9 protein-coding genes and 1 tRNA gene are annotated in these 12,306 nt (G+C 61.1%); 6 read left to right on the plus strand and 4 right to left on the minus strand.

Translation table 11 applies throughout. The features are described 5' to 3' along the window. Positions 1–2: 2 nt before the first annotated feature. Both RMO89_RS05720 and RMO89_RS05725 read right to left on the minus strand, forming a co-directional pair. Entirely contained in the window at positions 3–929 is a 927-nt protein-coding gene (locus RMO89_RS05720; protein WP_310531771.1) for a peptidylprolyl isomerase, read from the minus strand. Between the two features lie 126 nt (positions 930–1,055). After that, entirely contained in the window at positions 1,056–1,460 is a 405-nt protein-coding gene (locus RMO89_RS05725; protein ID WP_310531772.1) for a metallopeptidase family protein, read from the minus strand. Positions 1,461–1,544: 84 nt separating this feature from the next. Between RMO89_RS05725 and RMO89_RS05730 the strand changes: the two genes are divergently transcribed. The 4 genes from RMO89_RS05730 (at position 1,545) to RMO89_RS05745 (ending at position 3,431) form a co-directional block, all read left to right on the plus strand. After that, a tRNA-Ser gene (locus RMO89_RS05730) sits at positions 1,545–1,635 on the plus strand. A gap of 311 nt (positions 1,636–1,946) precedes the next feature. Continuing rightward, entirely contained in the window at positions 1,947–2,663 is a 717-nt protein-coding gene (locus RMO89_RS05735) for an IS6 family transposase (RefSeq protein ID WP_310531773.1), read from the plus strand. Positions 2,664–2,780: 117 nt separating this feature from the next. Further along, positions 2,781–2,963, plus strand: a complete 183-nt coding sequence (locus tag RMO89_RS05740; RefSeq protein WP_310531774.1) for a transposase — start codon at positions 2,781–2,783, stop codon at positions 2,961–2,963. Positions 2,964–2,972: 9 nt separating this feature from the next. Next, positions 2,973–3,431 (plus strand): DDE-type integrase/transposase/recombinase, encoded by a 459-nt coding sequence (locus tag RMO89_RS05745; protein ID WP_310531775.1) that lies wholly within the window; start codon positions 2,973–2,975, stop codon positions 3,429–3,431. 302 nt (positions 3,432–3,733) lie between these two features. Here RMO89_RS05745 and RMO89_RS05750 read toward each other — a convergent pair whose 3' ends face one another. Together RMO89_RS05750 and RMO89_RS05755 are read right to left on the minus strand one after the other, a co-directional pair. Further along, complete coding sequence (locus RMO89_RS05750) at positions 3,734–5,287, minus strand: hypothetical protein (RefSeq protein WP_310531777.1); 1,554 nt, start codon at positions 5,285–5,287, stop codon at positions 3,734–3,736. A 1-nt stretch (position 5,288) separates the two neighbouring features. Continuing rightward, a complete protein-coding gene (locus RMO89_RS05755; RefSeq protein ID WP_310531779.1) occupies positions 5,289–7,826 on the minus strand; it encodes a transglycosylase domain-containing protein in 2,538 nt (845 codons plus the stop codon). Between the two features lie 280 nt (positions 7,827–8,106). Here RMO89_RS05755 and RMO89_RS05760 point away from each other — a divergent pair, with 280 nt between their 5' ends. Both RMO89_RS05760 and RMO89_RS05765 read left to right on the plus strand, forming a co-directional pair. Next, positions 8,107–11,760, plus strand: a complete 3,654-nt coding sequence (locus tag RMO89_RS05760) for a hypothetical protein (protein WP_310531780.1) — start codon at positions 8,107–8,109, stop codon at positions 11,758–11,760. A gap of 205 nt (positions 11,761–11,965) precedes the next feature. Continuing rightward, positions 11,966–12,306 (plus strand): DDE-type integrase/transposase/recombinase (locus tag RMO89_RS05765; protein ID WP_310531781.1); only part of this gene is annotated, 341 nt, incomplete at its 3' end.

Raw genomic sequence — 12,306 nt, forward strand, 5'->3', positions numbered from 1 at the left:
AATCACTTCACCGAAACCCGCCGCACCGGCACCGGAATGTTGCACACATCCGCGCCGCCCGCTGGCCGGATAAAAAAGGCATCGCGCCGATTGGCCCGTGCATCGGCATAGGCGGCGAAGCTGCCGCTCTCGGTGGAGAGGAATTCATAACCGGGAAGGCCGGTCACCTCGTTGCCCAAGCGGACCGATCGGATTTTCGTCCGTTCCTTCGCCGTCCTGTAGAACCCCAGCGCCTCGGTCCCACGCGGCAGCGAGGACAAGTGCTCGATCCCCTCGATTACCCGCCCGACCACCGCGATGTTGCGGTCAAGGTGCCGCGGGGCGTGGCCGATCACGGTGTAGAGTTCTGCGCCCGTGCCGGTGTCGGGGGACAGGTTCCGGCCGACGCCGACCATGCCGTAGCAGTGGACGGGCCAGACACCGTCCTCGAAAAATGCGACAGGCCAGCCCATTATTGGCATGGCGTAGTCAGCATAGGAATCGTGCACGGATTCGTTGTCCACCTCTACCCGAAACGGAAACCTTCGTGGATCGCTGACCAGATACTCACTCTCCGGCACCGTCGCCAAACCGGCTGGCAGCGCCTTCTTCTCGGTCGCATCGCCCCACTGCACGACATAATTGTCCTGCACCCGGTTCACGCTCGTCCCGTCCCAGAACCGCGCTGCGGCGAGCTTACGGATATTGCCGATCCACCCTTGCGAGAACGGCGGCGGCATCAGCTGGATCACCACGCGGCGAGGGCGGCCCTTGGCATCGGGGGCAATGTCCATGACCAGCAGGTCGGACGGCGCAATTGCCGTCCAGTCCGTCTTAGGCGCAGCGGCGACGATTTCCGAGGGCGCGAGCGGCGCGGCGGGCTTGTCCTGCGCCCCGATAGGTGCGGCGGCGATCAGGGCAAGGGTGAGGGCGGTGAGGGTTTTTTGCATGGGCCGCATCCTGCCAGCTAATCCCGCAGAATCAATCGTCATCCCGGCGCACGCCGGGATCGCAGGCCTCATCGGCGCAAACTTGCATCCATTCGCCAGCGGTCCCGGATCAGGTCCGGGACGACGCTACCGCGAACTTTCCTCCAGCCCGTGCATGTCCGCATCCGACAGGCCAAAATGATGCCCGACCTCGTGAATCAGTACGTGGGACACCAGATGCTCCAGCGTCTCATCGCCGCGCGCCACCCATTCATCGAGGATGGGGGAGCGGAACAGCCGGATGCGGTCCGGCATCACGCCGCTGGCAGCGAGGAACTTCTCGCCCACCGGCACGCCTTCGTAGATCCCGGTCAGGTCATAGGGATCATCAACGCCCAGCCCCGCCAGCGTCGCCTCGTCAGGAAAGTCCTCCACCACCAGCCGTACCCCGTTCAGGTGGGCGCGAAAGGGATCGGGCAGGTCCTCGATGGCCTTACGGGCGATGGCATCGATCTCGTCCAGCGAGGGCGGCAGGGCAAAGGTCCGGTTCATGGCTCAAAGATAGGAAGCAAAGCCCCCACCGCAACGCTTGCGCATCGCCCGCCCGCAAGCTAGGGCGCGCCTTCCAGTGCATGCGGAGCGGTGGCCGAGTGGTCGAAGGCGCTCGCCTGGAAAGTGAGTATACGTCAAAAGCGTATCGAGGGTTCGAATCCCTCCCGCTCCGCCACCTAGTCTTAACATATTGAACTTGCAGAGAATGTTGTCAATTTTGGCGCGAAACTGCGCCGTCTCAGTTTATTTCGGTACAGCAGAGAGTCCATTGCGAACCGGCAATACGGAATCTCACGGCGTTTTCTCCGTTGCCATTCGATCCAGTACCGAAATGGATTTCGCGGGTTTTCAGCCCGTCATCAAAGCCACTTCGCTCGCGCTTCTTTCCCTGCCAATGGCCGTTTGACAGCGTAATTGCGCCAAAAGGCCCTGTCAAAGCAATTGCACCCGCTGGCGATGAGGGGCTCGTTAGAATAGGGAAAGGCTATGCCCCGCCCTCGAAAGCCCGCCGATCCGTTTCGCTATTTCCACTCCTCGCCGGAGGTTATCCGGCTTGTGGTGATGCTGTACGTCCGCTTCCCGCTGTCGTTGCGGAACGTCGAGGACCTGCTGTTTGAGCGCGGCATCGACCTGTGCCACGAGACGGTGCGGCTGTGGTGGAACCGGTTCGGTCCGCTGTTTGCGGCCGATATCCGGCGCCAACGGGTAAGCCGTATGCGGGGCTTCAGGCAGTGGAAGTGGCATCTCGACGAGATGTACGTGAAGCTGGGTGGCGAGATGGTCTACTTGTGGCGGGCGGTCGACCATGAGGGCGAGATCCTGGAGAGTTTCGTCACGACGAAACGGGACAAATCCGCGGCTCTCGCCTTCATGAAGAAGGCACTGAAACGCCACGGTCGGCCCGAGGAGCTCGTCACCGACGGACTGCGTTCATACCCCGCTGCCATGTGTGAGCTCGGCAACGTCGACCGGCGCCAGGTCGGTCGCTGGAAGAACAATCGGGTGGAAAACAGTCACCTGCCGTTCCGACGACGAGAACGCGCGATGCTGCGGTTCCGACAAATGAAGACGCTGCAGAAATTCGCCTCAGTCCATGCCAGTATGCACAACCACTTTAATTCGGAACGCCACCTCGTCGATCGTCAAACCTACAAGCTGCGACGCTCGACCGCACTGGCCGAGTGGCAATCGCTTGCCATCTGAAGCTGGTCGTTTCCGGCCCTACCGCGCCAACCGGAGACAAGTTGCGATCCGACTGACAGCACCCGAAAACCCGTTAGACCATTTCGCTATTTCAACTTCTCACCCGAGGTGATCCGCTTGGTCGTGCTCATTTACGTGCGCTTCCGGCTATCGCTGTGCAATGTCGAGAACCTGCTGTTCGAGCGCGAGATCAACCTCTGCCACGAGACAGTACGACACTGGTGGAACCGGTTCGGGCCATTGTTTGCCGCAGATTTACGGCGCCAGCGAGTGAGCCGGATTAAGGGCTTCCGTCAGTAGCGATGGCACGTGGACGAGGTCTACGTTAAGAACAACGGCGAGATGGACTACCTCTGGCGCGCGGTCGACCGGGAGGATGAAATCCTCGAGAGTTTCGCAATCAAAAGGCGGGACAAGGAAGCGGCCCTGTCCTTCATGAAGAAGGCACTGAAGCGCCATGGTTCACCCGAGGCGATCACCACCGATGGGCTGGCTTCCTCCAAGGCTGCGATGAAGGTTCTGGGCAACACCGACAAGCACGAGATCGGCCGTCGGGTAAACAACCGGGTCGAGAACAGTTACTTGCCGTTCCGACGACGAGAGCGGGTATTGCTCCGGTTTCGGCAGATGAAGTCGTTACAGAAGTTCGCCTCGGGCCACGCCGGGCTCCACAACCATTTCAACTCGGAACGCCACCTCATCGATCGACAAACCTACAAGTTTCGTCGTTCGGCTGCACTGGCCGAGTGGCAGACGCTCATGAGCTGAGCCGTCGTCGCCAAAGCCAAGGCTGCCCGAAGCTGAGACGAGTTGCGATTAAACTGACAGCGCCCTTGCGTGCATGGTTTGCTGTGGGGAATTTGCGATGGTAGCGGCTGTTGCGGGTGCCGGTCATGGTTTGCCGCGAACGTCTGGCTTTGTACTGGGTGGTGCAGAGCAGCTTGGCGGGACTAGACTGGGGAGCGCTGTTCCGGTGCGCTGGCCGCGTGCGGTTCATGCGGTCCGTAAACGGACGATGGGGGATCCGGGCCAGAGCGAATCCCCCACCGGCACCTCATTGCCTGCCCGCCTTACGCGGCAGGGAACAATTCGGCTTCAGCCTGCCAGACGATCAGGCGGCGCGCGTCATCGGCAAGGGTCCGGGGTAGCAGATGGATGTCCACATGCTGGCTGGCCCACGACCATCCCGCAGTTACCAGGGCGGGAAGATCAGCGAAAGGCAGCCTCTGGCGGTAGGGGCTTAGTGGGTGGGGACGGCCGCGTTTGCCATGGTCATGCCGCGCAATCAGCATCAGCAGTTTGCGGGCATATTCGCGCGGTGCTCCCGGTTCGGAGGGAATCGCGAAACATACCGTGGGTGCGCCTTCCAGTTCGATCAGATGATTGATGATCTCGTCGTGAAGGTCGAGTGCGTTGCTTCCAGCGGCGTGATCCCGCTGAAAAGTCGCCAAGGCAGGGTTGATCGGACGGCGCGGATTGTCGTCAGACCCGTGCCCGTCCCCGCCTGACGACCAGGTGCGCGCACGCCCCATTTCGCCGAGCACGATCAATGCGGTCATGATGAATTCGATCAGGCTCGGAAACAGCAGCGGAATATAGTCGCTGTCCTGAACCAGTTCATCGTCTTTGCCGAAGGGCAACAGGCGGGCGAAGCTCAGCATCACCCCTTCGGTGTTGGAAAGCTGGGTCACCCGGGGCGGGTTGGCGGGCACTTTGGGCAGGGCTTCAAGGCTGGCTGCAGCAACGTCGAGCAAGCGTACCATCTTGGGATCTGCACAGGCGATTGCCGCGCCATTGATGGGGAAGCCGCCAGCAAAACCGGCGCGCTGCTCGCCAATCCATTGCCGCGCCATGCCGACAGCCGGGTTACCCAACGTATCGCTGGCTTCGCGATAGGCGCTGGCGAGCCCCTGGTTGTTGAACGCGCCCATGGCCCCCAGCGAACGGGCCAGCGAACCGTTCAACGTCTGCAGCGAAGCAGAGTGGCTGGCGGCCTCACCCTTCTGGCGTTCGCGCAGGTGGAAACGATCACCCTTGCCACTGCCCGCAACATAGCCACACGATGTGCCGTCACGCGCTTCGATGGTCATCATTGCATCCGCATGGCGGGAAACCTCGCCAAGCGACAGGGTTGCGGTAGCAAATCGGCTGCGGGCATTTTCAAGCGGCACAATGGCTGCGTTGACAGTCTGTTCGGTGGCACGCTGCTCATAGCTTTGGCTCGACATGGCGTTCCAATAGCTGCCGTAGGATGCGCCGACGGTTATCGACCACATCAGGAGAACAACCGTACCAGCCAGCAGCGCCCGCACGGGATTGCGGCGCAAATCACGCACGATCAGCTTGATGCAGCTGATGATCACGATCTGCAGCATGATACCGATGAAAGCCGCCAGGGGGATCAGCAGCAATTTGTAGCTAAGGGAATCGCGAGCAAGACCGGCGCCGAAATTGTAGATCCCGATTGTTGAAGTCAGGGCGATGACCAGTGCGATGACGTGCCCGGAAAGGGCGAGCCATTCCCCAGGTGACATCGCCCCGGCCTTGCGGATGGTCGGCAGGCTGAGCGTCACGGCGCGGCGCAGCGCGCCGGCAACCGCGGAAAGGAAGGATGAAAAGGTCATTTCAGGACTCCGGCTGCAGGGTGGCGATGATGATTTCGGCGATGTCGGCTGAGCTCATGACCCCTGAGCCGGCAAGCGCGGCCGAATCCGAGCTGCTGATCTCGGCGAAGACGATCCGGGTCTGTCCCTCCGGATCGATCAGCTCCATGATGATGTGTTTCCCACGTTCATCGGAATCGAAGCCGGCTTCCGACGTTCCGCTTTTGGCCCAGACCACAGTGTAGCCGGCCGCCTTGAGCCGGCCGGCCGCCGCGTGGACCGTGCCGCCTGGTTTGGTCGGCTCGCTCAGCAACTGGCGGGTGCGGGCGCTGTCAGCGGCCGAAATCAGCGACGAAAGATCGACCTGGGCACTGCCCGCTTCGACGATGAAATGCGGCGTGGGGCCGACCCGTGCGGGGCTGGTGACAGCAACGTAATCGCGCATCAGCACCTGCGTGGCGGCAGGGCGATTGCCCAGCACCAGGTCGCGCAGATTTTGCTGCCGCAGGCCCAGGGCGTCACGATAGAGCGCCAGCCGACCCTGGTCGGTGTGCGCTAGGGCGTAAACAAATGGCTGATTCAGCGATGTTTTTACCGCGTATGCCGGAGGGGTCAGCTCGTCCGCTCGGCAATCGTGATCGACACCAGCTACGCCGTCAGCGTCTTTGAGGTCGGGAAAATCGAATCGGCAGAACAGGTTGTCGGCCAGGATCGGCAAGAGAATCCCTTTGCCAACGCTACCACGCCCTGGGAGGTCACCCGTCTGGCTCTCTGCCAGAGCTGACGCGGCCCCGGCGCCGATCGCTATCATGCGGTGGACCGATCCGTTGGGATTGATCGCGATCACCCGCACCTGCGCGCGGTCGACCGGCCCCTTTTCAGGACAGATGTTCAGGCGAATGGCTTTGCGATCGGCAATCGCGCAGGCCGTGTTGCCCACGCGCTGGATGGCCGCTTCGTTGGCCATGGCATCGAATTGGGCTGTCAGTTGGACAGTGCCGGGGTTCCGGGCGCGATAGGCGAAGGCCTCGGCGATGATCTGCGGAGCGGCGCTGCCGAAGGCCCGGGTCATGTCTCCGGCCGGATTGCGAAAGCGGCGATTGAGCAGTGCCGGCAGCGTGGCAAAGCATGCCTCGTCGCTTGCGTTCAGGCCTTGGCCTTCGCGCTTGCGCAGCGCAGTCAGGCCTCGCTTTGCGCGATCGGCCAGGTTGACCAATCGGTCCGCGGCGATCCGCTGCGATGAGGGGCTCTCGCCGGGGGCATAGAACGGCTGATTGACGGCCGCGGCCAGGACGGACAGGTGGCAATCCCGATCAATCTTGCTGAAATCTTTCGAGAATAGTCGCCACGAGGCCAAGGTCACCCCCTGTGTATCGGCGCCGCCACCGATGATCAGGGCCGCGTTGTCCAGCATCATGCCGGCCTGGGCCTGGGTATCGCCGCGGGTCTCGGCTTCCAGGCGCGCCGCACAGACGTGCTCATTGAACTTGGCCTTGATCTTGGCGATCAGCCCGCTTGGCATCGCCATGGAGTTTAACGAGATGGAACAGGTGGTGACCGGCACGGTTGAGCCTCCACGGCGCTTGGTCTTGCGCCAGACCAGCACTGCGAACTGGCTCCATCCCGCCCGCATCAACGCCAGGGTATCGGTGCCGTGAACGCGCATGATCCCTTCGAGCGACAAAGCCGGAGCGAAGGCGCGTTTGTCTTCAAGCGCAGTTGCCATGAAGGTTGCCTTCTCGAAGTTGGCGCTCTTGCGCGCGGCTTCGGGCAGATGGGCCCGGCTGGGATCGTCCGGACGTGCCTCCGGCGGGCGGGCGAAGACCGGGCGCGTGCCGCTTCCTATGATCATGATCCCAGCCTTGTTCGCAAGCGCATCGGACACCGACGTCCCCTCACCGTAGGCGGCGGCGGCTAGCGGTTCAGTGAGATTGCCGATGCCGTAAACCAGCAGGCATCCGTAACCGAGCGACTTGCTCGAGAAGCGGGCGACGCGGTGCATGCGCGAACGCCGCGGACGCTGGCGGGCGCGTTCGCGTCGCTGTGCCGCGGCTGCTTTTTGGCGGGCCCACCAACCGGGGCCCGGCGGCTGCGGGGGTGCGCGCTCGGCCGCGTCGATTTGCAGCGTGCCGCCCTCATCCCCGGGGGCGGTCGCGATCTGCAGACCTTCCGGTGCAGGGGTGTCGAGCACCAGCTGCGCTGCCGCCAAGGGTTCGGCCATGATCGGTTCCTCCGGCCCTTGTCCGGCGGTACTTGCATCCTGATCCTCGTCGTTCACCGCCGCGATCAGGGCGGGGACGAGAACAGCTGCGCACTGCGTCTGAGTGGTGGTGGCCGCCTGCTGCTCCTGAGTGGCCGGCTGGGGCACCGCATCCGGCGCGCCCCATCCGGCGGCATAGTGAGGGGGCTGCGCCGCGCCGGCTTTCAGCAAGGCGCGCAGGCGCGCCACAAACCAGCCGAAGGTGAAGGGGCCGGTGCGCTCCGAATGGATGCGAAGCGCGGTATAGAAGTCCGCGATCTGCTGCTGACGCTCGTCGTGCCAATTGGGGTCCAAGGTCATCGTCTGTCTCCCTCTGCTGATAGGAGAATAATAACCATTTCCGTGCGGATGGCATTAACGATTGCGATCTATGCTATTGTTTTTATATGTAAAAACTCCACTCTGGCTCTCACCCTTTTCGGAAAAAGGCACGGCAGGAGGCACCGCCACGCGTCCGGGCGGCGTTTTATCGAAAACCAGTCCGGCTCCGCGATGGGTTTTTCGCAAAAGCCGGGGTTATTCTAAAAAAGTTAGTTGAGAGTCGCTGCGATTTGTAAGAACCCCGAATCAGGGGGCGGACATGAGCGACGCGGAGGCAGAGCAAAAGAAGGATGGCGGGTCAACCCGGCTCAGGCACAGGCCCGACATTCGCGGTCCAGACGGCTGCGCGGACAAGCTGTGGCGGGCTGCGCTGGCCAAGGGCAAAGAAACTGACGAAACTTTCTGGTTTGCGGACGGCAAACCTGGCGATCAGCGACCATCCGACTGGACGATCATCTTTGCCTTGAAGCAGATCATGGTTATGCCAGATTTTCTGAGGGTAAACCTTGGCTTGGATGACACGATCGAGAGGTATAGCGCACCAGATATCTTTAGGCTTGTCACGGACAAGGTTGGTGAGTCTAACCAGACGATGGGCAATTACAGCTACGAGTATGTCAAGGCCGTATTGTCACGGCCTGGTCAGAAAAAGGCAGCTAAAGCACTGGCATCTTTAGGGGCGCATCGCGCCGCCTATCGGAACCAGATTACCTGCGTGCTGAACGCCTGGCGCGTGCGGGCCAAAGGCCTAGGTAACCTGACGGCCGACATGCTGTTCGACGAGGGCCGCACCGGCGTGGAAGCGATAAGCCAGCTTCGCGCAGTTGCCGTCGCTGGTTTGATGGACGAAATTGTCAGCTATGCCCGCCTGAACAGTGATCCCGCGAATATAGGCAGAAAGGACGATCCGAACTGGCTCGAAGAGCCCGATAGCCTTGAGGGCAAATTTGCCTTCGCGGTGGATGGTGGGCGAAGCCCGCGCGCCAATCAGTTGAACGAGGCAGCCGAGTTCCTGTTTGGCACCGGAAATGGCCAGGCTCTGCTGAATTGTCACTCCGAAGCAATGCGCGGCGGACTGACCGCGTTGGTGGCCGAACTTTTCAAGCCGCAGCACCGCATCGAACATGGTTGCTATCTGCCGATGCTCTATATCCCGCTGCATGGCCGCAGCTGCCGCAAGCCGGACGATAGCCTGGGCAGCCTGATTCTGCGGATCCGGAATTTCTATGCAAGTCTGGCGCTGGAAAACGACGAGCCGTCACCCACTGAGCAGGGCGGCAAGCCGGCGCGGATGAATGCCGATCGGATGAACCAGCTGATCGCGGAGACGCGCGATCTCATGACGCGTTATCCGGCCATTCTGGTGTTCGATGGCTATCGCACCCAGCGCCACAGTCCGGCCGCGCGTGATTATTCGCTGTATCATCTGCGCGCAGCGATTGCCGCGGATCATGTCTTCGATCTGATCGAGCAGTTGCTGCTGATCCCCACGCCCGAGGGAGGCTGCTCGATCGACGTGGAGACCTTCCGCAATACACGGTTTCTGATCACCTCCGATTTCCCCCTATGTAACATCGATGACAAAGTTCTTCATCCCCACCCGGTGCTGAGGCTGATCACCTGCAAATCCATCGCTATTGGCTTGCCGCCGGCTTCAGCCTTTCCCGGCATCCTGCCCAAGTTCGGCAATCAAAGCCCGTCACAGCGGGTTCTGATCCGCGAGGAAATTCTCGGTGAGAAGAAGCTCTCCGTAGATCAGTTTCAAGACGAATTCGCGGCGCACACAAAGCTGCTGGTCGAACGCGCACAAGACATCTTTGGCGATCTGCCCGGATCGGAGGCACGTTTTGGGGTGCTCAGCACCTTGCTGGAGCTGGGCCTTGCCCCGCCTTACCCCAGTCTGGGCACAGTCACCGAACACGACGCTCTTCAGGAACTGATCGCCAAAAGGCTTTTGCCCCTTCTGCAAGATAAGCACCCGGATTGGCTGGTCTTGCTGCATTTCATCGCGATTGCGCCTGGTGGGCTGCGGCCGCGCACGCTGGCCCGGGTCTATGAGGACTACCGTGAAGTCTGTGGCGAGCGTCTGGATTCCAGCCAGAGGCGCGGCCTCAAGACGACGATTGCGGCGATGCTGCAGGCCTGCAATGGCCTGATCGGGCTTTGCCGATCGGATGATGTCGAGGCCCTCGATGACCGCGATCTGCCGCTGCTCCACCGCGATCGCTTTGGTTTTGGGCGTGAGGAGATCGCGAGCGAACGTGCTATTATGTTCGCGCTCAATCCGATCCGCGAATTGTTCATCGCACACGCGTGCGCGTGCAATGACGGGCGGTACGTTTCCTTGCTGCACCTGCTTCTGGCGGAGGAAGCGTTTGACCAGTGCCTTCAGCTCAGCCGGTATGATGATCTGCATGTCGATGACTCGCTGTTGCGGCATACCCGGCTGCTGACCGGACTGTATCATGGGGCGGCCAGCCTGATCGACGACAAGATGGCGACTGCACCCCTTCATCCCGGGGCGGGCCGTTTCCTGCCAGACAATCCTGAGCAACGCTGGATCAAGCTCTACACGTTCGGGTTTCGCAAGATGCTGGATCGTCCGCCGCTGCATGCCCTGATCCGGCATTATGATGCCGCGGGGCTGAAGCTTGATCTGTTGCTGCTGTTGCTAAAGCCGCAATTGTGGCGCTGGCAAGAAAGTCGATCGGAATTGACGCATCTGGCACCGCCCCTATCCAAGGCGGTTCTCGGTCATGAACAGATCGAGCGAAATTTTCGTGCTGATATCCTCAAAGCCTCCAGCAAGACACTAGTAAGATTGGATATATCGACAGAATTGCATGCCTTTCCGGGCAGTGACTATGCGTTCAGAGACTGGGTTGAACGCAAGATCATCGACATGCCGACCAGGGACGACAACCGGTCTAAAGATGTCGGCGAAATCCCGCTATCCATTCTCGCCCGGCTCAATGACGATTTGGCCAAAGGCCAAGAGACCATCGAACAGATCGAAGCATTGGCCAGGCTGGCGCAGGAGCTGGTCAAAGGCAAGGATTGCGCGGGCGAACTTGAAACGCTGGCCGATGGCTATGCTCAGCGGATTGCGACGAAGCGAAACACCAAACAGCTGAAGATCCTGGCCGATCTCATCAATCTCTATGCCGATGCAACCGGGGTCGAGGCGGACCGGCTGCATGGTGATGTACAGGTCGCGAAATCAGGCGGCTATGACTATACGGTTACCGAAGCGTTCTCTCGATCTTTCGCCGCATTCTATCTTGGCGAAGCGATCCGGATGCGGATTTTCCAGCAAGATCCCACCAAAGTCCGCGATACCATCGGCGGCAGCGCTGGGCGCGGCTTCATTCGGGTCTGCCTCAAGCTAGAACGGCAGCGGCAAGGTTGGCGCTTGAACCAGGGCTTTAGAAGCAAGGGCTGGTTCTGGATCCAGGCCCAGAAGATCTCGGCCGAATTGACCCGTTATCTCTCGGCTTACCCCCGCGAGCGGGCGGGAATGCTGATCCTAGATTCCGCGCTTGCCCGCCATTGTGCCCCGGTCGTGGTGCGCGCGGATGATGATGAAAACCAGACCTATTTGCGCATGGCTCTGGCAAGCTTGCGCAAGTGTGAGCCGATTATCCAGAAGCTGTCCAAGCACAGCCGACTGCGTCAGCGCTTCGCCTTGGAGCGCAGCAAGGTGATGGAAGCCATGGCACGCTTGTACCAGGCAGCAAACGGCGATCTGGCGCTTCAGTACACCGACCTAGCCATAGCCGATATCAATTCTGTCAGTAAGCTGGCGCCGCCCCAGAACCAGTTATGGCAAAGCATCGCGGCGTCGCAGCAAGTGCAGTTGCAAGAGTTACGGCAGACGCTTCTCGAACTACGCAGACCCGGCACAGCGGCATAGACGGCTCTGTCAGGGCAATGTGGCACGCGGTGCATTGTGCTGATATCCAGCGCGCATGAGCCGCAAATCCAGAGCCAAGCCGCTTAGCCCGTTCCGGTGTTTCAACTCGTCGCCTGAGGTGATCCGCCTCGTGGTCATGATGTAGGTTCGCTTTCCGCTATCGCTGCGCAATGTCGAAGACCTGCTGTTCGAACGAGGCATCGACCTGTGCCATGAGACGGTGCGGATGTGGTGGAACCGGTTTGGTCCCATGTTCGCCGGCGACATCCGCAGACAGCGGGTGAGCCGGATGCGCGGCTTCCGGCAGTGGCGCTGGCACCTCGACGAGATGTACGTGAAACTGAATGGCGAGATGGTCTACCTGTGGCGCGCGGTCGACCAGGAAGGCGAGATCCTCGAGAGTTTCATCACCAGGGCCCGCGACAAGGAGGCGGCGCTCACCTTCATGAAGAAGGCGCTGAAGCGCCACGGTTCGCCTGAGAAGATCACTACCGACGGGCTGCGCTCATACCGGGCCGCCATGAACGAGCTCGGCAATGCCGAGAA

It is taken from the genome of Novosphingobium sp., from assembly GCF_031424035.1.
GTDB lineage: Bacteria > Pseudomonadota > Alphaproteobacteria > Sphingomonadales > Sphingomonadaceae > Novosphingobium.

Excerpts from the sequence above, each read along its gene's own strand:
- RMO89_RS05720 (WP_310531771.1), bottom strand. The coding sequence starts at position 929 with ATGCAAAAAACCCTCACCGCCCTCACCCTTGCCCTGATCGCCGCCGCA.
- RMO89_RS05725 (WP_310531772.1), bottom strand. The coding sequence starts at position 1,460 with ATGAACCGGACCTTTGCCCTGCCGCCCTCGCTGGACGAGATCGATGCC.
- RMO89_RS05735 (WP_310531773.1), top strand. The coding sequence starts at position 1,947 with ATGCCCCGCCCTCGAAAGCCCGCCGATCCGTTTCGCTATTTCCACTCC.
- RMO89_RS05750 (WP_310531777.1), bottom strand. The coding sequence starts at position 5,287 with ATGACCTTTTCATCCTTCCTTTCCGCGGTTGCCGGCGCGCTGCGCCGC.
- RMO89_RS05755 (WP_310531779.1), bottom strand. The coding sequence starts at position 7,826 with ATGACCTTGGACCCCAATTGGCACGACGAGCGTCAGCAGCAGATCGCG.
- RMO89_RS05760 (WP_310531780.1), top strand. The coding sequence starts at position 8,107 with ATGAGCGACGCGGAGGCAGAGCAAAAGAAGGATGGCGGGTCAACCCGG.